At 63.0% G+C, this 23095-nt stretch carries 21 protein-coding genes; 6 read left to right on the top strand and 15 right to left on the bottom strand.

Features of this window, described 5'->3' with window-relative positions:
- Window positions 1-48: 48 nt before the first annotated feature.
- From C9412_RS15975 to C9412_RS16000, 6 genes are all read right to left on the bottom strand, one after another.
- A complete protein-coding gene (locus C9412_RS15975) occupies window positions 49-2754 on the bottom strand; it encodes a T6SS effector BTH_I2691 family protein (RefSeq protein WP_107232547.1) in 2706 nt (901 codons plus the stop codon).
- Entirely contained in the window at window positions 2751-3599 is an 849-nt protein-coding gene (locus tag C9412_RS15980) for a DUF4123 domain-containing protein (protein WP_181358702.1), read from the bottom strand. Before C9412_RS15980 ends, C9412_RS15975 begins: the two co-directional genes overlap by 4 nt.
- A 276-nt stretch (window positions 3600-3875) precedes the next feature.
- A complete protein-coding gene (locus C9412_RS15985) occupies window positions 3876-5060 on the bottom strand; it encodes an ABC transporter permease (RefSeq protein ID WP_107232549.1) in 1185 nt (394 codons plus the stop codon).
- Window positions 5057-5803 (bottom strand): ATP-binding cassette domain-containing protein, encoded by a 747-nt coding sequence (locus C9412_RS15990; RefSeq protein ID WP_107232550.1) that lies wholly within the window; start codon window positions 5801-5803, stop codon window positions 5057-5059. The genes C9412_RS15985 and C9412_RS15990 overlap by 4 nt, the downstream gene beginning before the upstream one ends.
- Complete coding sequence (locus tag C9412_RS15995; RefSeq protein ID WP_107232551.1) at window positions 5800-7326, bottom strand: alpha/beta hydrolase; 1527 nt, start codon at window positions 7324-7326, stop codon at window positions 5800-5802. The genes C9412_RS15990 and C9412_RS15995 overlap by 4 nt, the downstream gene beginning before the upstream one ends.
- A 68-nt stretch (window positions 7327-7394) precedes the next feature.
- Window positions 7395-8597: a GGDEF domain-containing protein gene (locus C9412_RS16000; RefSeq protein WP_107232552.1), complete on the bottom strand. Its 1203-nt coding sequence runs from the start codon at window positions 8595-8597 to the stop codon at window positions 7395-7397.
- Window positions 8598-8749: 152 nt separating this feature from the next.
- Between C9412_RS16000 and C9412_RS16005 the strand changes: the two genes are divergently transcribed.
- Both C9412_RS16005 and C9412_RS16010 read left to right on the top strand, forming a co-directional pair.
- Window positions 8750-9277, top strand: a complete 528-nt coding sequence (locus C9412_RS16005) for a DUF1203 domain-containing protein (protein WP_107232553.1) — start codon at window positions 8750-8752, stop codon at window positions 9275-9277.
- A gap of 191 nt (window positions 9278-9468) precedes the next feature.
- On the top strand, window positions 9469-10638 hold the full coding sequence (locus tag C9412_RS16010; protein WP_107232554.1) for a lytic polysaccharide monooxygenase: 1170 nt from the start codon (window positions 9469-9471) through the stop codon (window positions 10636-10638).
- Between the two features lie 213 nt (window positions 10639-10851).
- On the opposite strand, the gene C9412_RS16015 is transcribed toward C9412_RS16010, so the two are convergent.
- Window positions 10852-11121 (bottom strand): helix-turn-helix transcriptional regulator, encoded by a 270-nt coding sequence (locus C9412_RS16015; RefSeq protein WP_107232555.1) that lies wholly within the window; start codon window positions 11119-11121, stop codon window positions 10852-10854.
- A 964-nt stretch (window positions 11122-12085) separates the two neighbouring features.
- On the opposite strand from C9412_RS16015, the gene C9412_RS16020 reads away from it, so the two are divergent.
- Complete coding sequence (locus tag C9412_RS16020; RefSeq protein ID WP_107232556.1) at window positions 12086-12529, top strand: NIF family HAD-type phosphatase; 444 nt, start codon at window positions 12086-12088, stop codon at window positions 12527-12529.
- Window positions 12530-12698: 169 nt separating this feature from the next.
- Entirely contained in the window at window positions 12699-12992 is a 294-nt protein-coding gene (locus tag C9412_RS16025) for a helix-turn-helix transcriptional regulator (RefSeq protein WP_107232557.1), read from the top strand.
- A gap of 408 nt (window positions 12993-13400) precedes the next feature.
- On the opposite strand, the gene C9412_RS16035 is transcribed toward C9412_RS16025, so the two are convergent.
- The gene (locus C9412_RS16035; RefSeq protein ID WP_107232559.1) at window positions 13401-14195 is read right to left on the bottom strand and encodes an RNA polymerase sigma factor; all 795 of its coding nucleotides are present in this window, start codon (window positions 14193-14195) and stop codon (window positions 13401-13403) included.
- Window positions 14196-14251: 56 nt separating this feature from the next.
- On the opposite strand from C9412_RS16035, the gene C9412_RS16040 reads away from it, so the two are divergent.
- On the top strand, window positions 14252-14851 hold the full coding sequence (locus C9412_RS16040; protein ID WP_107232560.1) for an ATP-dependent Clp protease proteolytic subunit: 600 nt from the start codon (window positions 14252-14254) through the stop codon (window positions 14849-14851).
- A 12-nt stretch (window positions 14852-14863) separates the two neighbouring features.
- Here the strand turns inward: C9412_RS16040 and C9412_RS16045 are convergent, their stop codons facing one another.
- Window positions 14864-16192: a PLP-dependent aminotransferase family protein gene (locus C9412_RS16045; RefSeq protein WP_107232561.1), complete on the bottom strand. Its 1329-nt coding sequence runs from the start codon at window positions 16190-16192 to the stop codon at window positions 14864-14866.
- Window positions 16193-16909: 717 nt separating this feature from the next.
- Between C9412_RS16045 and C9412_RS16050 the strand changes: the two genes are divergently transcribed.
- Window positions 16910-17542, top strand: a complete 633-nt coding sequence (locus C9412_RS16050) for a glutathione S-transferase (RefSeq protein WP_107232670.1) — start codon at window positions 16910-16912, stop codon at window positions 17540-17542.
- Between the two features lie 710 nt (window positions 17543-18252).
- Here C9412_RS16050 and C9412_RS16055 read toward each other — a convergent pair.
- From C9412_RS16055 to C9412_RS16080, 6 genes are all read right to left on the bottom strand, one after another.
- Entirely contained in the window at window positions 18253-18651 is a 399-nt protein-coding gene (locus C9412_RS16055; RefSeq protein ID WP_107232562.1) for a DoxX family protein, read from the bottom strand.
- Window positions 18648-19631 (bottom strand): HlyD family secretion protein, encoded by a 984-nt coding sequence (locus C9412_RS16060; RefSeq protein ID WP_107232671.1) that lies wholly within the window; start codon window positions 19629-19631, stop codon window positions 18648-18650. The genes C9412_RS16055 and C9412_RS16060 overlap by 4 nt, the downstream gene beginning before the upstream one ends.
- 22 nt (window positions 19632-19653) lie before the next feature.
- Window positions 19654-19854, bottom strand: coding sequence for a DUF1656 domain-containing protein (locus tag C9412_RS16065; RefSeq protein WP_107232563.1), 201 nt, complete (start codon window positions 19852-19854; stop codon window positions 19654-19656).
- A complete protein-coding gene (locus C9412_RS16070; RefSeq protein WP_181358700.1) occupies window positions 19844-21997 on the bottom strand; it encodes an FUSC family protein in 2154 nt (717 codons plus the stop codon). Before C9412_RS16070 ends, C9412_RS16065 begins: the two co-directional genes overlap by 11 nt.
- A gap of 93 nt (window positions 21998-22090) precedes the next feature.
- Window positions 22091-22732 (bottom strand): hydrolase, encoded by a 642-nt coding sequence (locus tag C9412_RS16075; RefSeq protein WP_107232565.1) that lies wholly within the window; start codon window positions 22730-22732, stop codon window positions 22091-22093.
- Between the two features lie 65 nt (window positions 22733-22797).
- A complete protein-coding gene (locus C9412_RS16080; RefSeq protein WP_107232566.1) occupies window positions 22798-23094 on the bottom strand; it encodes a putative quinol monooxygenase in 297 nt (98 codons plus the stop codon).
- Window position 23095: the final 1 nt, after the last annotated feature.

Here is a 23095-nt window from a genome sequence, read left to right on the forward strand (position 1 = left end):
CCAATACTCTTCCCCGTTTGAAAGTGGGATACCAACCCGTGAGCATGCCTAGATTCTCAACCTTGATAGCTCACTGCACTGCTCATCGATGTCTACAAATGAACCTGCCCGATTGATCCCGAAATGCAGCGCCCTGTCCATCCATCGCTGGACCTCGTCGGGCTTCATCCAACCGACGACCACTGTAATGACCGACGCAATGAGGAGAAGAATAATCGCAACTGGAAGCGCAGCTCCTGCCAGTAGAAGGATACTTGAAGCGATGGCCATTGACCCTCCGAGAATCATGCCTATCCCATACGCAGGTGCCAGTCTGACGTCCCTTGCGCCTTCGTAGACCGTCAGTCCACCCAGCACCATCCCAGCAATTCCGCTCAGCCAACGCCCAGCAGCGTAGACGACCGCCGCACGTGTCTGCGCATAGGACGCCCAACGCCCCAACGGCTCGGCAAGTTTCTGCGAGAACCACGGCAACTTCGATCCGATCTCGCCCAGCAGCATCGCCGAGTCGCCCACCAGTGCACCCACGCCGGCAGCAAAGTTGGCGCCCAGAAGTGAGCGTTCACGTGGCAGTGCCTTGCTGTACTGCCTGCTCAGTTCGGAAAGGCTGGCGGAGGCAAATACCAGGCTGGCCGTGCCATAGGCGAAGGAGGTGTTGCCAAGCTTGGCGAAGCTGCCGCGCATGGCGTCGTACATATCCACGGTTGTCAGCGTTCGCGCCAGTTCGGCATGACGCGACGTGCCGGTGATCACCGCCTTGGCATTGAGCGCCTTGAACAGTCGCAACTGATCGCTGTCCACCAAGGCAACAAGGCCGATTCTGAAGCGCTTTCCCTCCATATCCGCATCGGCTGCGGCAACGGCGTGAGCAGCCACGGCGCGCGCCTGACTGGCCGCGTTCAACCCGGCACGCTCGCTGACCACCATCGCCAAAGCATTGCGGGCGCGCTTGGGCGTCGTGTGCCCACTCAGATCCACCAGCTCGCTGCCGGGCGATGCCGACTGTGCGAGTGCGGTCAGCATCCCCACCTGCATCCGGGTGGGCAACAGCATGGCGCCGCCCTCGAATAGCCGCCCCACTCCTCGGCCGATCATCTGTGTCAGGGGTGCGGAAAGCTGCTCCACCAGCTTGGCCGTACCCTGGAACATCGCGCCCAGCTTACCGGCGGATTCTGCATCCAGTAGCGCCTTGAGCGCGTTTGACAGGCCGTTGGCCGCTGTCAGCCAGTCCCGCGTGCCCGGTGCGACACTGGCGTTCTCCATGGTGTCCTTCCATGTCTTCAGCAACGCATCCTGGTTCCACATCTGCGCTCGCAGAAGGATGGCTCGCGGGTCCTGCACGTCATCCTGCTGCATCCGCTCGAGCAGGTAGCCCATGATCAGGCCGCGCGAGCTTGAGTCACGCAGCAGGTTGGTCACCACTTCCTGGTAGAGCACCCCGCTGGTGCTGTCCCTGCTGTCGTAGTTGCTCTGCATGTGCTGCATGAAAGCCGGCGCCTTCCACCATGCAATGCATGCCCTGTCCAGATCGGCCACGGCGTCTTCATAGAACCGCGCCTGCGCGGGGGCGTATACCTGATCCAGCCAGTGCGTGTGTGCATCGCGCTGGCGCAGGTGGCGGCTGTACTTGCGCCAGGACTTCTCGGCCTTGACCAGCACTTCCTCCTCATCCTCGACTGCAAATATGTCGTGATTCCATGCCTGCAAGGGTCTGGCCAGCTGATCCGCATTGGTTTTCCCGCCCAGGATGCTGACCACGCCGCGGCCGAACAGGGCGGCGTCTCTACGGCGGTACGCGACATCTTCGAATGCGCCCTGACGCACAGCGCCCTCGATCATCGAAATGGAGGAAGCCGACTGCAGCCGCTCCTGGCGCTCGGGCTCGGCCTCCCATTCCAGAATGCGTTCGGTGGCGAGCTGGTTCAGATCGGAAATGATGCCGATCGGGTCGTCCAGCGCCACCAGCGCGGGCGGCGATACCTGCGGATGACCGGCAGCGATGTCTGCCTGTGCGATCAACAGGTCGACTTGCGCCATGGAGTAGTTTGCCCATTGATCCAGGCTGAACTCGAATGCATGCACACCGGGAACCGCATTGATCGCCGGAATGCCCTGCACGCCCCTGTCATCGCGTGAGACTGTCAATGTCGTGGATGGCTTGGCCAGGTGGATCTCGGCCACTTGGCTCAGGCCATGCTCAAGACCGGCCATGTGCGCTTGCGCGGAAGCTCCTGTGCGCCACGCGGCGATATCGACGCACCGCATATGCTGCTGGCGATAGGCCTCGTCCTTGTGCTTCTGCCACACTCTGCGCGTCCACGGCGCGCTGCTGTAGGCCAGCCACAGGAGGGTTGCCTGGGAGGCGTCGGGCACGATGATGCACTTGGACAGCAACGTTTCGCCGTGGCGCGAGCACCTCGCCGGCTGCGTGTCGTTCTGGGGCGGCGGGGTCAGATCACGGATGTCGAACGCACTCAGGTCTCCGTATTCGTTCAACTGCCATGCTTTCCACTCGTCACGCGCCTGATGGTAGCTGTAGACATAGCCACCCCGCAGCAGGCGAAGCGTGTAGTGCGCTGCATCCGCCGGCAGAGGCTGTGCGTTGCTGATGTCGTCGAACGGTGCCTGCAGCACGGGCGCTGCTTCGCGCACCTCGTCGTCTGCCCGCGCCACTGCGTAGCGCGTAAGCAGCAGCGGCAACCCCGATGTGATGCAGTTCGGGCAATAGTCGGGGTGGGTCTCGGGCCCAGTCATGCCGCCTCTGTCTGCAGACCGTGCTGTCGCTCCAGCTGGCAGGCCATGCGATAGGACATCCCCTGCTGGTGGACACGCTTGAGCCTCAGGTTCAGTGCCGCTTGCTGGGCCGCCCCCCCGCCATCGCGCAGACGCTGGTACGCGTACATCTGCAGATCGTCCAGATCCTGCAGCCCCACGCTCCTGGCTTCGCCAATCGCCTGTCGCAAGGCGGGCAGCAGGGAGCTGGCGTGGCCGGCACCGGCCTCGGCGAGGTCTCTCAGGCAACCGTTGATGCAGGCGACCTGGGCCAGGTCGTCCCATTGGTCAGGTTGGATCAACGGACCGGGCGGACCCTCGGTGGGCGGGCGCTGCTGGGTGCGCCACGTATTGCCCAAGGGCTCATGCCAGGTCCAGGCCGAAATCGGCCCCATCAACTGTGCCATCTGGGAGGGTGCCAGCATCCAGCGGAGATGACGGAATACCCGTGCGTCGTGTACGCGGAACAGCACCCTGCCGGTTCGCGGGCGCAAGGGCGCCATCCGGCTCATCAGGTGGTTTCGAACCCGGTCGGGTGCGTCACTCGCAAGCAGGGTGCAGAACAGCGGCCGACCGCGATCACGCAGGTGGGCATCGGCGCGCTCGAGCAGTTCAAGCCGCGCTTGCCATGAGAGTGCGTGCAGTGGCACAAGAAGCGGCGGTAGGTGCAGGCGCCTACCCAGCAACGGTGGGTTCAACGGTTCGACCGGAAGATCGGCGAACTGCGCGGCAGCGACCCACGCCTGATCGACGATGCCATGCGTCTGCGCGAGGAAGGTGCGGTGTCCCATGTCGATGGGGGCGGCGTGAGGTGAGTCCAGGTCCATTGGATCACGGTGCAGAAGTGTGATGCCACGGTACGGCCCCATGCTCACGGCATTAAGAGGCAGAAACGTCAGCCTGCGCCATCCCACTACTTTTGCAATATTTCTTACCGATGCGCGGACCCGCATCGGCCGCCACAGATCCGTGGGGCATGGCTGGAGGCATATCTGGCCTCACCGTCCTGGCAACCCCATGAACCGCTCCCGGAACAACGAGGCCCGGAATGACCGGGCCTCGTTTCAGATCTGCCGGGCATGGCCCGGCGCTACCACCCGCGCTCAGCCGGAGATCGCCAGGCGCTCGTTGTGGTAGCGGCGCACGGCGGCGAACCACAGCAGCGCGGCCAGGCCGAGGCTGGCGCCGAGGTAGATCGCCCACACCGATGGGGTGATCATCTCGTGGCGGATCACCTTCAGCAGCATCTGGTTCTGCGACAGGAACGGCACTGCGTACTGCCACAGTTCGCTCTTCAGCGGGTACGCCACCAGCGCGTAGCCTGGCAGCATCGGCAGCAGCATCAACCAGGTCATGTGGCTCTGCGCTTCCTTCATGCTCTTGGCGGCGGCCGAGAGGAAGGTCAGCAGCGAGGTGCCGATCAGCAGCATCGGCAGCATCACCAGCAGCATCTGCAGCATCGAGCCGATGTTCATGTTGAACTGGCGACCGACATTGCCTGGTGCGATCTGCGCGCTCACCTTGAACGCCACCAGGGTCAACAGCAGCGAAATGAAGCCGACCACGCAGGCCGCGGCGATCTTGCCGCTGACGATCGCGCTGCGCGAGCCGGGCGTGGCCAACAACGGTTCCAGCGACTGCCGCTCACACTCACCGGCGGTGGCATCCATCACCAGATAGGCGCCACCGATGAACGAGGTCAGGGTCAGCAGCACCGGCAGCAGCATCGACAGGATCATGCCGCGCTTGGCTTCGGCACTGGCCATATCCTGACGTGCCACATCCAGTGGGCGTGCCACCTGCGCGTCGATGCCACGCGACATCAGCCGCAGCGCGCCCACCTGGCCGTTGTAGGTGGCCAGGGCAGCTTCCAGGCGCGCACTGGGAACTTCAGCGGCGCGACGGGTGCTGTCCTTGATCACCTCCACCAGTGCCGGCTTGCCATCGGCCCAGTTGCTGCCGAAGTCATCGCTGATGCGCAGCGCGACGTCGATGTCCTGGCTGCGGATCGCCTCCGCCAGTTCCTTCGGTGCCGGGGTGGCATTGAGGCCCTGCGCAGCGAGGAAGCGCACCAGGTTGGGCGCGTTCTCCGCACCGATGGTGGGAATCTGCAACGGCTGTTCGATCTGCGTGCGCACCCGGCTTTCGGCCAGCTTGCCCATACCCAGCAGCAGTACCGGGTAGAGCAGCGGCCCGAACAGCAGGGTCAGCAGCAACGTGCGGCGATCACGCGACAGATCGCGCAGTTCCTTGCGCATCACCGTCATCAGGGTCGACATCATGCTCATGCGTGCAGGCCCTCTTCGCTGCCGATCAGTGTCACGAATGCATCTTCCAGATTGGGTTCACCGGCCTGCGCGCGCAGCTCATCGGCACTGCCGGCGGCCATCACCGTGCCCTTGGCGATGATCACGATGTGGTCGCACAGCGCCCCGACCTCCTGCATGATGTGGCTGGACAGGATCACGCAGCGGCCTTCTTCGCGCAGCCCCAGCAGGAAACGGCGCAGTGCGCGGGTGGTCATCACGTCCAGGCCGTTGGTCGGTTCATCCAGGATGACATTGCGCGGGTCATGCACCAGCGCGCGCGCGATCGCGGTCTTGGTGCGCTGGCCCTGCGAGAAGCCATCGGTCTGCCGGTCGAGGATGTCGCCCATGTCCAGTGCATGGGACAGCACCTCGATGCGTTCGCGGATCTTCTGCGCGGACAGGCCGTGCAGTTCGCCGAAGTAGGCGATGTTCTCGCGTGCGGTCAAGCGCTTGTAGACGCCACGCGCATCGGGCAGTACGCCGAGGTGGCGGCGCACTTCCACCGGGTCGCGCGCAGCGTCGATGCCATCGACGGTGATGCTGCCCTGGTCGGGGGTCATCAGCGTGTAGAGCATGCGCATGGTGGTGGTCTTGCCGGCGCCGTTGGGGCCAAGCAGGCCGGTGATGCGGCCATCCTCGGCGCGGAAGCCGACGTTGGACACCGCCTGGATGCGCCCGCTGCGGGTGTCGAAGGCCTTGTGCAGGTTGTCGGCGACGATCATGGTTCCCATCCGTTGAACGAGGTGAACGCCGGCACGTAGCTCAGCGTGTCCAGGCAGCTGGCGTCGAGCGCCTTGGCATCGGTCTTGTCGATGAACTGGCCGAGCAGGCGCGGCATGCAGCCGGCAGCCAGGGTGCCGTGGCCCTGACCGCGGGCCACCAGTGCGCGACCGTTGGGCAGGCCCTTGAGGACCTGTTCGGCGTAGCGCGGCGGGGTGACCGGATCCAGCTCACCGGACAACAGCAGCGCCGGTACCTCACTGCGCAGAGGTTCGGCATTGGCCGGCGCCGCGGGCTGGTGCGGCCATACCGGGCAGGCGGCGAAGAATGCACTGGCCACTTCGTTGCCGAACAGGCGGTCGGGGTTCGCAGGCGGTGCGCGGTAGCGCGGCGCATCCTCGCTGCAGATCACCGACCACTGCATGCCGCGGTTGATCTGGAAATCCATGCTGCGGTTGGCACCGCGCGCCAGCGATGCCAGCGGTGCGTAGCGGCCCTGTGCGGCTTCATCCAGCACCAGCGGCAGCAGCGAGGAGAACTGCGGCACGTAGGAGAAGGCGAACGCCAGGCCCACCACGCTGTCCGGGCTCAGCACGTCCTGGCGTGGCGCGTTGGTGCCCGGATCGCGATAGTCGACGGTCACCGGTGCACGGCGCAGGGTTGCAACCACGCTGCGCAGCTGGGCAGCGGTATCGACCGGGAAACGCTTGCTGCACGCCGCGTTCTTGCGGCACTGCGCTGCCTGCAGCGTGATCGCGTCTTCGAAGGTGTTGGCGAAGTCGCCGCCGACCACCAGCTCATTGGGCACAACGCCATCGATGACGATGCTGCGGGTGTGCTGCGGGTAGGCGCCGGCATAGCGCTGGGCCACCCGGGTGCCGTAGGAGCCGCCGACCAGGTTGAGCTGGTCCACACCCAATGCCTGGCGTACCGCGTCCAGGTCGACGATTGCCTCGCTGGTGGTGTAGAAGCGCGCGTCGGCGCGTCCCTTCAGCGATGCGGCGCAGCGCTGGGCGTAGTCGCGCAACAGGGCCTCGCTGGGAGCGGCCTCCTCGTCGATGGGCAGCGGCTTGCCATCCGAGCCCAGGCAGGTCAGGGGATTGGAGCCGCCGGTACCGCGCTGGTCGATCAGGAAGATGTCGCGCTGCTTGCGGACCTGGCGCAGCGCGGTGTCGACGATGACCGCCACTTCGCTGGCGGCCTGGCCGGGGCCGCCGGCCAGGAAGAACACCGGATCGGGTTGGCTGGCGCCATTGTCGCCCGACTCCAGCCAGGCGATGCGCAGGTCGATGCGGCGACCGTCAGGCCGGGCGCGGTCTTCGGGCACCTGCAGCGTGGTGCATTGGGCCGCGACGTTGGCGCTGGCGCCTTCGCTGGACAGCGTGCAGGGCTGGAATGCCAGCGTGCCGTAGCGGCGGCTGGGTGCATCGGCACCGCCCTCGGTATTGCCCGAGGGTGATGGACCGCAGCCGGCCAGCATCAGGCTGGCCAGCATGGTGGCCAGTGCGAGGTGGTGTCTTTGCATCGTGCTCGTTTCCCCTGGAGGACGTTCCTGCCGACCACGACGGACTGCCGCGGAAGATGTGACCCAACTTACACGGGCACGGCGTCGGCGGCGATGGGCAATGGCGAAACCGCCTCCGGGGCTGCACAGACCAGACGGTCGCGTCCCTCGGCCTTGGCACGGTAGAGGGCGGCGTCGGCAGCCGCCAGCAACAGGCCCAGCTCGCCCTGCCCGGCGTCCACGGCCAGGCCGACGCTGGCGGTGACGGCCACCGGCCCCTGGGCCAGGGACGCCGGCCACTGCTGCAGGCGCACACGGATCATCGCGGCCAGTTCCACCGCTTCGCGCTGCGAGCTGCCTGCCAGCACCAGCACGAACTCCTCGCCACCGTAGCGCCCCAGCAGGTGGTCGCGTCCGCGCAGGCACTGCTGCAGCACATGGGCAAAGTGGCGCAGCACCTCGTCGCCGGCCGGATGGCCCCAGCGGTCGTTGATCGTCTTGAAGTGGTCCACGTCGATCAGCAGCAGCACCAACGATCGTCGCTGGCGGCGCAACTGCAGCAACCGGGCCTGCCCATCGGCCAGCACCGCACTGCGGTTGAGCAGGCCGGTCAGTCCATCGGTACGCGCGGCGTGGCGCAGGTCGACCAGCATGCGTTCAACCAGCAGCAGCACCATGGCGAAGCAGCGCGCCAGCTCCAGCATCACGCCGGCCAGATAGGTGGCGAACATCGGTGATCCGGTGCGCATGATGTCCTCGCCGGCGTCAGGCGCAACCGGCAGCCACAGTCGAACCGCATACAGTGCGGCCTCGGCCAGGAACACCGCCGCAGCCAGCCGGCAACTGGTGCGCTGCTGCGGCGGCGCGTAGCGCAGCAGCAGCACGGCAATCCAGCCGTTGACCAGCATCGCGAACACACTGAACACCTGCAGGCGGATGCCCAGGTCGGGCCACATCACCAGGAACGCGAAGATGCAGGCCATGAACGTGGCCGCCAGCAGCAGCGGCCGCCACATCGGCAACGGTCGCTCCAGGTGCAGGGCCACGCCCCGCAGCATCATCAGGCCGCAGGCCGCCATTGCCGCGTTGCCGGCCAGCACCGCAGGGACCAGCGGCAGATATGGGCGCAATGCCAGCAGAGTCACCCCCAGCGTCATCAGCCACAGACTGATCGTCCATTGGCGCAGCACCGGTTGCCCCCGCAGCACCAGCAGCAGCAGCGAAAATCCCATCGCGATGCCGATGCAGAGCAGGAAGCCAAGCACGGTGATGGTAGGGAAATGCAGGGACATTCGCCGCTCGTCGGCAGGGGCGCCGCGCGCATCTTAGCGCCTTGCAGCCACCGGCTGAGGCTCCCGCCCGGGCCGTGGAATGCAAGGTCGGGAAACGGCGAGCACCCTGCGCGCGCCCCGGCGCAGAATGCGGCGCACACAAGGAGACCGGCATGCACACGTGGTACCTCGGTGGCATCGACCACCGCCCGTTCCTGCACCTGTTCGAGAAGAGCGACACGGCGTTGGCCGCACTGGGCATCCAGCGCCGCTGGGCCGGCGCGCACGGCGGCCACCCCTGCCGGGTGGGACTGAGCGATCCGCCGCCGGGCAGCGAGCTGCTCCTGCTCTCGCATGTCCATCTGCCGCTGCACTCGCCCTATCACGCGTCCGGCCCGATCTTCGTCCAGCGCGGGGCGACCCGACGCGTGCTGCCACCTGGCGAAGTACCGCCCTATGTGCAGCGCCGGATGATCTCGTTGCGTGCCTACGATCACGCCGCGCTGATGCGGGAGGCGCAGATCGCCGCAGGCAGCGAGGTCGGTGCGCAGCTGGATCGGCTGTTCGCCGATCCGGCGGTGGCCTTCGTCCAGCTGCACAACGCGGCCCACGGATGCTTCTCGTGCCAGGCCGATCGGGTCGCTGTGGCATCCCCGCCGCGTGACCTTCATGACGTGATCGATGGCACGCCGATCACGTGATCGCCCGCGCATCCGTTCAGCCCCACGTGAAGCCTGCGGGAAGGGCTTCACATGCGCAGTCACGGATCGGCATCTTCGTGGTTCCGCCCCCTGCATCGCGACTCGATACTCGCGGGGGTGCCGCCGAAAGTCCGCCGCGCAGCGCAGCTCCTGCGGTCACCGTTCCCTTTCGACGACCACAAGGATGCGCCATGTCATTCCGATCCACACCGCTGCTGCTGGCCACCACGTTCGCCGCCGCCGGCCTGGGCCTGGCCGGCACTGCGGCCGCCCACGGCACCATGACCACACCGGTCAGCCGCGTCTATGCCTGCTTCCAGGGCAATCCCGAGAATCCAACCAATCCGGCCTGTGCCGCCGCCAAGGCGATCGGCGGCTCACAGGCGTTCTACGACTGGAACGGCATCAACCAGGCCAACGCCAACGGCAATCATCAGGCGGTGGTACCCGACGGCAAGCTGTGCAGCGGCAACAACCCGACCTTCCGCGGCCTGGACGTGGACCGCAGCGACTGGCAGACCACCCCGATCCAGCCCGATGCCAATGGCAGGTTCACCTTCGTGTTCAAGGCCACCGCGCCACACGCCACGCGCGACTGGCGCTTCTTCGTCACCCGCGAGGGCTGGCAGCCGGGCAGCCCGCTGCGCTGGGCCGACCTGCAGGAATTCTGCACGCTGGGCAACACACCGCTGTCGGCCGATGGCACCTACAAGCTGCAGTGCACGCTGCCGCAGCGCACCGGCCAGCACGTGATCTACAACACCTGGCAGCGTTCGGATTCGACCGAAGCGTTCTACACCTGCATGGATGTGCGCTTCCAGGGCGGCGGCGGTACGACACCGGCGCCGCAATGGCAGGATGCCGGCCCGGTGACCGCACGCGGCGAGCTGCCGGTCGGCACCACCCTGGCGCTGCGCGTGTTCAACGCCAACGGCAATGACGTCGAACGCGTGGAAGCCACGCTGGCCAGTGGCCAGACCGCAGCTGCGCAGTGGCCGCTGGCGCTGGCCCGCAAGGTCAATGCCAGCGCGCAGCATGCACGGGTGGGCGTGCTTGCCAATGGTGTGATCACGCCGTCGGCCTCGGCCACCGCCAACCGCGTGTACCTGAAAGACGGCAACCGCTTCCAGCTCGACACCAAGGTGCCGGATCCCGGCACGCCGTCGCCCGGCGGTGACTACGACAGCGTGTATCCGGTCGGCATCGGCAGCTACGTGCCGGGCCAGACCGTGGTGAAGGGCAGCGACGGCAAGCTGTACGCCTGCCGACCGTTCCCGGAAGGCGCGTGGTGCAACGTCAATGCAGAGGCGTATCGGCCGGGCGTGGGCTCGGCCTGGCGCGATGCCTGGATCGCGTACTGAGCCAGGTTCCGGGGGCGGCGTGAGGCCGCCTCCGGTTCATCGGGTTGCCGGCCAGCGGCCGGCACTACCCTGCTCCATGCGGTTGCCGGTCAGCGACCGGCACCACCGTGGCCTATTTGCTGCTGAGGAACTAAAAAACAATGCGGATTCTATTTGAGCCTAATAAATCAATGACTTACATTTCACGAAAGAAGCTCTCTTACGTGAGGTCCTTCATTTGACCTTTTGGACCCGCACGGCCTTCAGCGCCTTGCCGATCAGTTCAGACACTTCAGCCTGCGAGAAACCCAAGGCGGATGCTAGCTGGCAGAACTCCAGAACGTCTAAGCGACGCGATCCAGACTCTATGGATGAAATCCGCTGCTGATGCCACCCAAGATGGGTAGCGACCTGAGACTGACTGACCCCTAAGATCTCCCGACGCTCACGAAGCTTGCCAACCAACCGGAGGTATGGGTCCTGATAGATCGTCTTCGTAGCCATCCGGTCCGCCTCAGGAAGCGGTAGGCAATCTATGGCCGACGCTCGCGTTACATGAAAATCATGTGGACGACACAGGCTCTGCTTGGTAGCATTTGGTCTGGTTAATTTGCTGGGGATCGAGTGATCTGTGGCCTTGGCCAACAGACCCTCCTTCCTTCGTGGCCCGAACTCGACGCACTCGTCGTATCGCTAGGCCCCTTCTACACCTGTGCCTGGTGTGCCCTAGAGCGCTCAACGACCGTTAGCGCCCCTGTCTCTGCTGACCCAGCAGTCACACAACAGTTGCTTGTGTTCTTAAGGAGCGCAGGAGTTGTTGCGCCTCAAGAAAGCAACAACGGGCCCATTAAGCGATCTTTGTACGAGCCGGTCAGCTGGTCGTACCAGAAGAACTGGCAATTGCCCGGCAACTTAGACGCGGCCCTGTCGCTGATGCTAGCCGCCTGGCGCCCGGTACTTACACCTCAAGAGAAGCTCTGGGTCTGGCGACAGCTGGCAGAACGAGAGGCCACTGCGTACTTAGCTTCGCTACTTCGAAAGCACCGCTTCGGCAGTCACTTGGCAAATGAAATCCTCAGTGACCAAGAGGAAGACTGGAATCGACTCAGCCTTGGCCGAAAGAGATACGTGCTTTGGTCTTCCGTGAGGGGGGCCGCCAGTCAGTTTCTGAGCAGCGGGGGGAGCGAAGACGCAGCCCTAGCGGCCCTCGCCTGTGAGATACGGCGAAGGTCACGCTGGCTTTGCCAGAAGGAGACTAGGGGCGCACTGCACTGCTCGGACTTCTGCTTCTTGCCAGAGAAGGCTTGGCGGCGGCCTCTGATGGTTGATGTAGCTCTGCACAGCATCTTGAGAATTGGAGATGACTATTGGCTCGCGCAGCCTTCGCCCATCTATGTATGAACGCGAGCGGTCGCAATAGGCGCACCTCAACGGTGCGGCCCATCAAGGCAACACAAGGCTTAAAAAAATGCGCCCAACCATTCTCGCCCTCGACCTCGAAGGAACCCTGATCTCCAATGCGATCAGCCAGATACCTAGACCAGGGCTCATGACGTTTATGGAGTTCGCCCAATCCACCTTCAGCAAGATCGTGCTGTTCACTTCCGTGCCTCAACCTCTGGTTGCCGAGATAGCGGCACTTCTGGTGCAGGAAGGATCTGCTCCTCCATGGTTCTTGAAGCTTCCATACGTCGAGTGGGTTGGGCAGACCAAAGATCTGCGATTTGTGTCAACCCGACTAGGTGAAACGCTACTACTTGACGATCACCAACCCTATGTGCACCCCGGCCAGCTTCTGTTCTGGGTCGAAGCCCCATTGTTCGCCGCTCCCTATCCTCAAAATGACATGGGTCTGCAAATTGCGGCACAGCGCATCAAAGAGCGAATCTCGCTTGGCAACACTCAGTCCTGAACCCCATTCGCCTAACCAATGATTTGGACAACTACTCGCGGGACCGCGGGCATATCGGGCGTGCCTGTTGAGATCCAAGGCCATCGTGTGAGGTGTCAGGGCGCTGCTGTTGTTCACATTTCAGCGCACAACGGCTAATTAGCCCATCAATGAGCACATTTGCGCGCAAATGAGTCACATACCGATTCAGTCCCCTGACGAGCTTGCGGAGGACCTAGGTCGACGCATCCGGGCGCGCCGTCTGTCAGCTAACATCTCGCAGGCCGCTCTGGCTGACAAGGCAGGGATTTCTCGCAGAGCCTTGATTCAGCTTGAAGGCGGCCAAGGATCATCTATTCGCACGCTGATCTGTGTCCTCAAAGCACTTGGCCTGGCGGAGCACCTGAGCCTGATTGCGCCGGCTCCATCCGTCAGCCCGATGGCAATGCTCAAAGCGAGGCGATTGCGGAGACGGGCCACCTAGGCTATGACTCCACTGCGGCTGAGCCAGGCGTAAACGTGCCGCTAATACGGCGTAACATCACCACTCGGCGATAGGAGTTCGTCTTAGATGACCCTACATAGGACGCCGCTATTGGCCTACATCTTGAAGAAAGACGTCGATACCATTCTCTCCGGCGATGAGCATCACTGCGGGATAGCCCCGAGTACCCAAACGTCGCGCCATGTGCGATAGCAACATGTGGTCCTGCGTGCTGGGGATGGCCTTGACTCCACGTGGGTGCGAATGCCAGGCGCCGACCCAACTGACCATGCCCATGGTCCGTCTATGGGCTTCGTCGATGTCTCTCGGCCTCCACTTGCGTAGATTTTGGTCTAGTGCATGGAATTGATCACACCTGCCCTTGATGATAGTGAGCCGATCTGACGGTTAAGCGGCAAGCGCTTGGTCGTTCGACTCATTCAAAGGCAGGCAAGCGATGAACCCGCCAGTAACCGTAAGCAAAGCCATCATGTCGCCGAACTGGACCCAGCGAGTCTGTGGGGTTCGTGACGCCAACGTGGCCTCAGCGCCTTTATCCGCCGTCGGTAAATAAAGCGCAAGGGCATGAGGTCGAGCGGTGCGCAGCACGGCCACGAGGCCAGCGGGATCGTGGCGAGCCAGAGCGAGTTGGCAGAGCGCGACAAGGCAGACGGCATCGTCATGTTCCAGCTTCCGTATGGGTGTGGAACGGCGCATGCGCTGCCGGGCGCGGTGCAGCTGTTGGCGCGAGGCGGCTTCGCTGCACCCTGCAAGCGCACCCAGCTCCGTATGACGGTAACCGAAGAAGTCATGGAGCAGAACGATCGCCACGTCGTCGGCTGGTAGGGAGCTGACGAGGTGATGTAGCGCCTGCTCCACGCGTTGCGCTTGATCTGCAAGCGCCTCGGGTGTGTACTGCGTCTCATTCTCATCACCTGAAGCGACTAGATGCTCTAGCGCGGCCTTGTGGCGTTCCTGCCGACGCCGGGCGTCAATGCACAGATGTCGCAGTACGGTCAACAGCCACGCTTGTCGCCCATCTGCGGAAAGATCTGGGAAACCTTCTGCCGTCCGCAGCCAAGTCTCTTGCACCAAATCCTCGGCCAGTTCCTCGTGGGCAAGCCAGTACCGGGCCAGGTTGACCAGCCTGCGACGCAGCGCTTCATCGTTAATTAGCGGATGGGAATCAGCCTTGTGTGTCACGGAAAAACCTGCTCGTTCGTTTACAGGATGAAACTAACACAAAGGAGTGGTTGCACATGTTGCTTCAGGAGACCGAAACACCAGCAAGGCCAGCCAGCACGCAGGGCAGCGCCTTCCTCGAAGAAAAGGCCTTCCGTTCTCGCACCGTGCTGGTGTTTGGAACCATCACCGACACGTTGGCTGCCGAAACTGTGCGCAAGCTGCTGGTCCTGGATTCCGAATCGAGCGCCCCCATTACCATGGTCGTCTGCTCGCCAGGCGGTCATCTGGAGTCGGGTGATGCGATCCACGACATGGTGCGCTTCGTCTCTTCGCCGGTCAGCATGCTCGGTACCGGCTGGGTCGGCAGCGCAGCCACGCATCTGTATCTAGGCGTGCCGCGAGAGCGCCGCGTCTGCCTACCGCAGACGCGATTCCTGATCCATCAGCCAAGCGGTGGCGCCGGCGGCCCGGCCAGCGACGTCGCGCTGCAGGCCGAGCAGATCATCAAGGCGCGCGAGCGTATCGCTCAAGTCATCGCGCGCGAAAGTGGCCAACCCGTCGAGCGCGTCCGCCAAGATATCGAGCGTGACCTGTGGATGCCGGCCGAGGAGGCGGTCGCCTACGGTTTGGTCGGTCGTATCGTGCAGAACCGCAATGAACTGGGACTGGACTGATCTGGACAGGCGTCATGCACGCTCGATCACGTTGCGCACGCTGCTCAGCGCCTGGCGCAGCGTATCCTGATCGACTGACCCCAGAGCGACCCGAAGGGCATGAGGAACTCGTTGCCCGACCGAGAACGGCGCAGCAGTAGAGACCAATACGCCCTGCCTGTGCAAGGTCAGGGCCACGGCATCGGCGCGCACGTCCTCGGGCAGAGGCAGCCACAGGAAGTACGACGCCCGGTGACGGATCACATGCATCCCTTCGAATACCTTGGCAGCGATGTTCTGGCGGGTCATCGCGTCCCGTCGCTTCGCCTGTTCCAGCCGAGCTACCGTCCCATCGGCCAACCAGGCACAGGCGATCGCAGTCATCGTCGCCGGCGTGTTCCAAACCGTGGCGCGGATCATCCGCTCCAACTTCGGAATCAGTTCGCTGGGCGCCACCAGAAAGCCGAACCGCAGCCCGGTCGCTACGTTCTTGGACAGCCCACCGACATGGACGCACACTTCGGGCGCCAGTGCGGCCAGCGGCGGCGGCGGATTCTGTTCAAGGAAGGCATAGGGCGCATCCTCGATCAGTATCAACCCGTACCGGTGCGTCAGTGTCACCAGGCGTTGGCGGCTTGCCAGGTCCAACACCCAACCCAATGGGTTGTGGACTGTCGGCATCGTGTAGAGTGCGCGCACCGTGCGTTTCTGGCAAAGCCGCTCCAGCGCATCCAAATCCATGCCGGTCGCGGTCGTGGGCACCGGTACCAGTTCAAGCTTGAATTGCTCGGCCAACGTCTTGAAGCCGGGATAGGTCAAGGCATCGACGGCCACCACATCTCCCGGCTGCAGCAAGGCCAGGGTAACCACCGCCAGCCCGTGTTGCGCGCCGCTGACGATCAACACACGGTCGGGATCCACCGACAGGCCCGAACGAGCCAGATGCCGGGCCACGGTGACGCGCTCTTGCATGCGACCGGCGTGCGGCTGATACCGCAACAGGGCATCGAGTTCGCCAGAGCTGGCAAGCTGGCGCAGCGCGGCTCGCAGAAGTTCGGTCTGCTCAGGCAAAGCGGGGTAGTTGAAGCTCAGATCGATCAAGTCGGCCGCGACAGCTTGCTGATCTAGCCCATGATTGGGCGAAAGCATGTGTTCCCGCACGAACGTACCGCGGCCGATCTCACCTTTGACCAGGCCCATACTTTCCAGCTCGGCATAGACCCGGGTGGCTGTGGCCAGGGCAAGATTCTCCTTTGCCGCCAATTGTCGATGCGTCGGCAGCCGGGTCCCAGGCACGAGCCGACCCGCCCGGATGTCGGTGGCGAAGCGGTCAACCAGACGCTTGTAGCGTGCCCTTGTCATCAAACAATGTATCCATGACAATTTTTTGATTGTATTAGTGCGGGGTCCTACGATGGACCACATCGCATTTTCCTACCGATCCTGAGATCGGACTTTGTGCATATTAGCGTCGTCATCGACTATGAATTCAACCACCTGGTCTCTCCGATCATGTTGCTCGTGCTGAGTCGGATTCGGCGATGCAGCTGGTGCGTATCGGCCGCCAACCCGACTACTTGCATTGGCTTCGCTAGTGGTCCGGTGGCGGATTGCCAGAGAATGGTGAAAGATGCCTCGCGGCCGACACTGTTCGAGACCGAAGTTCAGTTCGATCCGACGCCGCAGCTACTGCGCGCACAATTCTCGGACACACCGGGTTCCGAGGTTCAGGCCTTGCCTGCGAATGTACTGGCAAGCATCAACTTGACGAGCGCACCAGAGGTCCAGCAAACCGGCATCCAGCTGGTACTGCGGCGCGATTCAATGCCGCTACCCCAGGTTGCGGTCGGACCTTGGCTCATCTGTCCGGTTGGAGCGTCGCACGTTTGGCCAGCGTCGACTCCGTTAGCGTAGCGATACACCACGTAGCTGAGGACGGCGAGAAGAGGCCCACGTCGCGCATGCTCCGGGCTAGGTTCTACCTTGCCTACAGTACGCCGCGGAGCTTGAACGCGCCCCTCGAAATGGGGCACTTCCGCCGGCCGATGCGGATTGCATGTTTTCAACACGAGAATGTCCATGATCACCATTCTTGGTAGGCGTTCCTCTATCAATGTTCGCAAGGTACTTTGGGCATGTGCTGAACTTGGACTGCCTTTCGAGCAGCAAGACGGCGGCCACGATCTCGCGACGTGGGCACCAACATCATCGGGTCTGGCATTCACCGCGCTCAACCCTAACGCGATGGTGCCTGTGCTGCTGGACCACGACTTCGTGCTGTGGGAATCCAACAGCATTCTTCGCTATCTTGCCAATCGCTACGGTGATGGTTTGCTTTATCCGTATGTCGCTAAGGACCGGGCGCGCGTCGACCAATGGCTGGACTGGCAGGCATCGGACTTGAACCGTTCCTGGAGCTACGCCTTCATGTCCTTGGTCCGGCAATCCCCGGGGCACGCTGACGCAGCGCAGGTCCAAACATCGTTGCACGCTTGGGCTCGCTTCATGTCTGTTTTGGAAGGGCGGCTGATGGAGACCGGTTCTTATGTCGCTGGCACCACGTTCAGTCTCGCAGACATTGCGGTTGGCTTGTCTGTCCATCGCTGGTTCGCCACGCCGTTCGATCACCCACGTCTGGACGCGGTACGGGACTATTACCAGCGAGTTGCACAGCGACCTGGATTCGTCACGCATTGTCATGGCGCCCCATGAGTTAACCAGCGACGTGATCGATGGCCTCCGTGTGCGCGGCGTATCTTCTCCTGCGCTCCTCCTTAATCCTCGCGAGGCTCGACCGCGTTCCAGTTTCGCTATGACCGTCGATACACTCCTTGCCTTCGCCGCCTAAGCGTTCGTGACCTATATCACCCTCGGTCCCAACTACACGATGCCGCTGGCCCCGGGCTGCATCACCGTTCGGTGTGCAGCGTGCCGGACATCCTAGGGAACCATCCCCGCTTCGCGGTCGTGGTCTTAGGCATGTTTCGCCGACTGAGGCACCTATTTCAGGCCTCTCCGTGAACCATTTGGTCAGGAGACGTGCTCCTGAGCTGAAGGCTGTCGCCTTGGTGCCCATCATCCAGCTGAGCGCGGTGTGCTAAGGAGTTCCGCGACAGCTACCTCCAGTCCAGATTGAACAGCAGCGCCACACTCAGAGTGGCGCAGCCGGTGCGCCGGGTGGGGCAGTCGTTGATGCCTTATGCCGGCGTTCCCTACCATACGATCGCGGGGCACCTCGCTGGAAAGCGGCCGCCAGGCGACGGCGTGGTTCCACTCGATAGTGCGCTGTTGCCGGGTGCAGCATCCACTCTGGTCATCGACTCGGATCATTACATCTATCAGCAGGACCAGGCAGTGGACGAAATGGTACGAATTCTGCGCGGGGCTGCGTCATCGGGGCCATGAACCGCCCCGGTTACAGGTTACAGCACCAGTTTCCCCGGGCCGGCGGCGATCAGCAGCAGGCACCCGCCAATGATGCTGACGTGCTCCAAGAAGCCATTCTTCATGGCTGCCTTCTCCACAGGTAGCGCGGACCAATACGGGTAGAAGACTACTGCAGTGGCCAGCGTGAATACCGCCAGCGCCAGCGCAGCCCACATGACGTAATGGCCAGCCGCAATGCAGGCTCCCGTGATCAACTGCAGGACGATGGTTGCCGTGAGTGCGAGGGCCGGCAGCGGAATGCGCTTGGCATTGACCTCAACCAAACCCGTCTTGAAGTGAAGAAGCTTCTCGATACCACTTGCCACAAACAGCACGATCAGCAGCATCCGTCCAACCAGCAGGAGGACGTCATTGAGGGTCGTTGAATCGTTCATTGCAAGAGACCTTCTGTTTCAGCACGCTTGGTCGACGCGGGGGTGAGTGTGACCGTGCAGGTCATGCCGGATACCAGCATCACGTCGGCGGGTACTGGATCCAGGGCGATGCGTACTGGAATGCGCTGGGCAAGTCGAATCCAGGTGAACACCGGATTGACGTTGTGCAGTTGGCCGTCTCCACCGGCGTTGTCGCGGTCCTCGATGCCGGTAGCGATGCTCTCCACACGCCCTGTCAAGTGCTTGCCTCCCGCCATCAGGCGGACATCGGCCGAGTCACCAATCCGGATGCCGGGCAGACGGGTCTCCTCAAAGTAGCCGTATACCCAATACGACCCGCTGGCGATGATGGCCATGCGCGACTGGCCGGCCTGACCATAGTCGCCGGTGCGCAGCGTCAGGTTGGTGACGACGCCATCGACCGGGGCAGTTACCTTGGAGCGCTCCAAATCGCGTTCGGCGACTTGCCGGGCTGCGAGCGCGGCTTCATAGGCCGCTTCGGCGGCGTGTACTCCGGAGCGAGCCGCGGCATGGCTACTGCGAGCCTGGTCAGCGACCGCTGAGGCATCGGCCATGGCTTCACGCGAGATGACCAGCTCACCCAGTGCAGCGCGACGTCGGGCCTGTGCCTGCTTCATGCTGCTTTCCGAAGCGCGCTCCGCAGATTGGGCACGTGACAGGCCCCGCTGAGCCGCCGCCTGTGCCACGTCTGCTTCAGCTTTAGCTAGCGCATCCTGGAAGCGTGCCGGGTCGATCACATACAAGAGCTGCCCCTTCTTCACAACCTGGTTGTCATGGACGTGCACTTCGACCACGATGCCGGACACATCGGCGGCTACTTGCACCACATCGGCACGTACGCGTCCGTCCCGAGTCCACGGCGCGTGCATGTAATCCTCCCAGAGCCAATGGGCGAGCAATAGGGCGATAGCCAGCAGAAGGGCCGTCAGGGCAAAGCGGATCCAAGAATGAGTGGTCATAGCGGCAACGTAGGCGGTGGTTCTATCGTCCAAGAGTCAATCCGGCAGCGGAAAACAGCGCCAGAAACAGGGATGCACGGAACAGCGAGGGATGCCAGACATGGCGGTACAGTCCTGTGCGAGACAACATCAGGTCCAGGCCGACGAACAGCACCGCACAGGCCAGCAGGATCGGCAACAGGCCAGGGACCAACATTCCGAGGAATCCGATCTCACGCGGCATGAGGTTCTCCGAACGTGGTTGGCGTGAAACTGGAATGGATCGGCAGTTCTTCGTCGGTCAGGGTCAGTTCGACTGATCGAAGCAAGGCACGGATGCGGAACGTAGCCAGCACCAGTGGCTCTTCACTGAAATGGCTCACCCGTGGCAAGGCCTGGAGGGCCTCGTGCGTAGCAGCGAGTGCCCTTTCATGGTTGGCAGGGCCGGGGTGCTCAAACAGGTCGGCCAGAGCACTGGCCCAGTTCCGGCGTGCCGCAGGCCAAAGCGGAGGTAACTGAGCTGCGAGCCTCCGGCTGGTTTCCCTGATCTGAATGATGGCCCGTCCAACCTCCATTGAAGCGAAGGCCCAGCCAAGCAACTGCTTTCTGCCAATTCGTCCCTCTTCCGGGCGACCCATCGCCTGCAGGATGAAGTCACGCATGCTGCTCTCGAAGTGCAGCAGAAGCGTCGGGGTGACTGGCGCTCGGGTGGCCGTGCGTGCAACCAGCGCCCGGATCTGGGTGAGATAGCGCGCGGTGACCCATTCCCCGGCGTAAGGCACGAGAATGGAGAACGATAGGCTAGCCACACCGATGCCGATCAGCATCGCAAAACCGGTGTCAAGCAAGCCCATCGGGTCGTACTGATGCGGATTGTTGATATTGCTGATGAAGCAGAAATAGATGTTGAAGCCAAGACCAAAGACAGCCAACTTCGGGAAGGTGCCTAGATAGCTGCCGATGAAAATCACCGGCGCGATGGCCACCGCAAGCTGGGCGAACCCGTCTAAACTCGGCAACACGAATGCATCGAAGACGAACGCAGCCAGCCAGCCGGCCAGACATCCCAGGAAGATGTTCTTGCTCGCCTTGGAAGGAAATGGCAGCACGGCAAACAGCGCGCTGGTGATAGCCGCTGCAATCACTGCACTACCGCCTCCGGACCAGCCCGAAGCCACCCATAGCCCTGCGACCAGCAAGACGCTAATGGCCGCACGCAACCCAGCCGCGCTCGCAGCCATGGCATTGGCGGTGCTGAGGATGCGGGTTCTGCGGGGAGGATTGGTGCGATCCGGATGTGCAGGACGGTCACGGATGGCGATGAAACTGCGCAGGTAGGCACGCAGATCACCTACGGCGAAGTACAGCGCCGCTGCCGCGGCCGCAAAGAAATCCTCAGTGTTTGTATCGTTGACGTGTATGCTCCGCAGCCGCGCGATGCTTGTCGGCAAGGAGGTCACCAATGCGTCCAGCCGCAGCTGCAGGGCGCGCACTTCATCCAGTGGGATCCGGCCGTCGTCGCTGGCTTCCGGAAGCAGCTCGTACACCTCATCAAAAAGCGCGTCGATAGCCGCAAGTGCTCGTTCCGCGTTCCCTCGCTCGGCCCTGGCGCGAATCTGCCGCATCATGTGGAAGCCGGCGGCTGTGTCCAGAAAGTCGTGGTTGAGGCTGGCCATCAATGGCGCACCAAGTCGGAGGGCTGGGTCCTCGAAGATCGCCGCACTGCGCAGCTGCTCGATCTGCGCTCGCTCTCCCAGTAACTGCAGATGCAGCCGACTCGCCCGTGGCTGGGCGTCCTTGATCTGCCAGCGTAGGGAGTCCCGAATGAAGCCGATGAATGTACTGGCATGCCGGTGCCCCAAAGCAAACAGGGCCTCCTTGACATGCAGTGGGAACAACAGAGCGCTGACCAGCGCTGCGGCCACGACACCGATAACGACTTCGCTCGCCGTATGTACTACGTTGTCAAAGACCGCGTACGGAGCACTCCAGGCAGGAATGGCCACGATAGCCGTCGCATAACCCGTCAGCACAAAGCCGTAGGACTGATAGTTGCGATAGTACGCTGCCCCATACACGCAAACCGCTAGCCAGGCTGCGAGGGCAACGAAGAAGACCAGCGGCTGCTGCGCAAAGGCGCCAATCAATACCAGCCCCGCCAGGCAGCCTATCAGCATGCCGATCGCACGATAGACACCGCGTGCGATCACCATCCCGACGTGCTGATGCATCATCAGAATGACCACCGAGACGGTGGCTGTGCGTGGGGGAGCCAGATTCAGACGCATGCACACCCAAAGCGCCAGCACCAAGGCAAAGCATGTCTTCGTGGCGTGCAGAAGGCGTGGCCGATCTTCCTGCCACCACGTGGCCAGGTGGGTCGTCATGAGCGCAGGGGTGAGTGGCGCAGTAGATGCGGACATAGTGCGCTGCTCGGAAATAGGGAGACGGGACGAATGTCCCGTCCCCGTGGGTACGACTTACTCGGACTGATCGTAGGAGAACTGGATGCCTGCCGTACCACCAGTCTCGATGAAGAGCTTGATGAAGTCCGGCACGGTTTCCTTGCGCTGCCAGTCGCGCTGCAACTCACAGAACAGCTGCGGTACGCTGATCATCTTGCCGCCAGCCTGCTCGATGCGACGCAGCGCGGCTTCATGGGCAGCGACGGAGGTGCCGCCGACCGCATCAACGACCACATAGACCTCGTAACCTTCCCGCAGTGCGTCCAGCGCGGGGAAAGTCAGGCAGGCCTCAGTCCACAGCGCGGTCATGATCAGCTTTTTGCGGCCAGTTTCTTCGACGGCCTTGCGAAACTCGATGTCTTCCCAGGAGTTGATGCTGGTGCGGTCGTAGGTCGGGTAGTCGGCCAAGACCTTGCGCAGCTGCGGAATCGGCGGCTTGTTCAGGCCAGTCTTCACGTTCACGGTCGAGTGCACGATCGGAAGGCCATAGGCCACGGCCGCCTTGGAAGCGCCGACGATATTGTTGACCAGCAACTGGCGGTCCATCGAGGCAATGGAGTTCACCTGCACGGGTTGGTAATCGATGATGACGAAGGCGGAGTTCTGCGGCGTCAGGAGATCGTCTTTCTTGGGATCACGGATCGGTTCACTGGACATGTCATGTCTCCGGGGGGATTGGCGGCGATGTGCCGCAGTGGATGCCCTGTGAAGGGCGGCAAAGTTCAGGCCAAACGCTCAAGCGTCATGACAATGTCTCGCGACTCGATGTCTTCATCGCCGTCGTCATGGAAGGATTGAATGTGCGGCCCTTTGTTGTGGTGATGCTGCTGGTGTTCAGGACTTGCCCACCGCTCAATGAAGACGAATCGGCCCTTGTCGTCGGCGTCTTGGTAGAGGTCGTAACGAAGATTTCCTGCCTCTGCCCGCGACGGCTCGACCAAGCCCACCAGGTTGCCGCGCAGGCGGTCTTCGCGGCCGGGCTTGGCACGGAGTACGACCAGCACATTGAGTTCATTCATG

The sequence above is a fragment of the Stenotrophomonas sp. Nf1 genome (genome assembly GCF_003028475.1).
Classification (GTDB): Bacteria; Pseudomonadota; Gammaproteobacteria; order Xanthomonadales; family Xanthomonadaceae; genus Stenotrophomonas.

Excerpts from the sequence above, each read along its gene's own strand:
- C9412_RS15990 (WP_107232550.1), bottom strand. The coding sequence starts at position 5,803 with ATGATCGTCGCCGACAACCTGCACAAGGCCTTCGACACCCGCAGCGGG.
- C9412_RS16055 (WP_107232562.1), bottom strand. The coding sequence starts at position 18,651 with ATGAACGATTCAACGACCCTCAATGACGTCCTCCTGCTGGTTGGACGG.
- C9412_RS16040 (WP_107232560.1), top strand. The coding sequence starts at position 14,252 with ATGTTGCTTCAGGAGACCGAAACACCAGCAAGGCCAGCCAGCACGCAG.
- C9412_RS16050 (WP_107232670.1), top strand. The coding sequence starts at position 16,910 with ATGATCACCATTCTTGGTAGGCGTTCCTCTATCAATGTTCGCAAGGTA.
- C9412_RS16075 (WP_107232565.1), bottom strand. The coding sequence starts at position 22,732 with ATGTCCAGTGAACCGATCCGTGATCCCAAGAAAGACGATCTCCTGACG.
- C9412_RS16045 (WP_107232561.1), bottom strand. The coding sequence starts at position 16,192 with ATGACAAGGGCACGCTACAAGCGTCTGGTTGACCGCTTCGCCACCGAC.
- C9412_RS15980 (WP_181358702.1), bottom strand. The coding sequence starts at position 3,599 with ATGGACCTGGACTCACCTCACGCCGCCCCCATCGACATGGGACACCGC.
- C9412_RS16020 (WP_107232556.1), top strand. The coding sequence starts at position 12,086 with ATGCGCCCAACCATTCTCGCCCTCGACCTCGAAGGAACCCTGATCTCC.
- C9412_RS16005 (WP_107232553.1), top strand. The coding sequence starts at position 8,750 with ATGCACACGTGGTACCTCGGTGGCATCGACCACCGCCCGTTCCTGCAC.
- C9412_RS16025 (WP_107232557.1), top strand. The coding sequence starts at position 12,699 with ATGAGTCACATACCGATTCAGTCCCCTGACGAGCTTGCGGAGGACCTA.
- C9412_RS16070 (WP_181358700.1), bottom strand. The coding sequence starts at position 21,997 with ATGACGACCCACCTGGCCACGTGGTGGCAGGAAGATCGGCCACGCCTT.
- C9412_RS15985 (WP_107232549.1), bottom strand. The coding sequence starts at position 5,060 with ATGAGCATGATGTCGACCCTGATGACGGTGATGCGCAAGGAACTGCGC.
- C9412_RS16010 (WP_107232554.1), top strand. The coding sequence starts at position 9,469 with ATGTCATTCCGATCCACACCGCTGCTGCTGGCCACCACGTTCGCCGCC.
- C9412_RS16065 (WP_107232563.1), bottom strand. The coding sequence starts at position 19,854 with ATGCCGCGTGAGATCGGATTCCTCGGAATGTTGGTCCCTGGCCTGTTG.
- C9412_RS15975 (WP_107232547.1), bottom strand. The coding sequence starts at position 2,754 with ATGACTGGGCCCGAGACCCACCCCGACTATTGCCCGAACTGCATCACA.
- C9412_RS15995 (WP_107232551.1), bottom strand. The coding sequence starts at position 7,326 with ATGCAAAGACACCACCTCGCACTGGCCACCATGCTGGCCAGCCTGATG.
- C9412_RS16080 (WP_107232566.1), bottom strand. The coding sequence starts at position 23,094 with ATGAATGAACTCAATGTGCTGGTCGTACTCCGTGCCAAGCCCGGCCGC.
- C9412_RS16060 (WP_107232671.1), bottom strand. The coding sequence starts at position 19,631 with ATGACCACTCATTCTTGGATCCGCTTTGCCCTGACGGCCCTTCTGCTG.
- C9412_RS16000 (WP_107232552.1), bottom strand. The coding sequence starts at position 8,597 with ATGTCCCTGCATTTCCCTACCATCACCGTGCTTGGCTTCCTGCTCTGC.
- C9412_RS16015 (WP_107232555.1), bottom strand. The coding sequence starts at position 11,121 with ATGGCTACGAAGACGATCTATCAGGACCCATACCTCCGGTTGGTTGGC.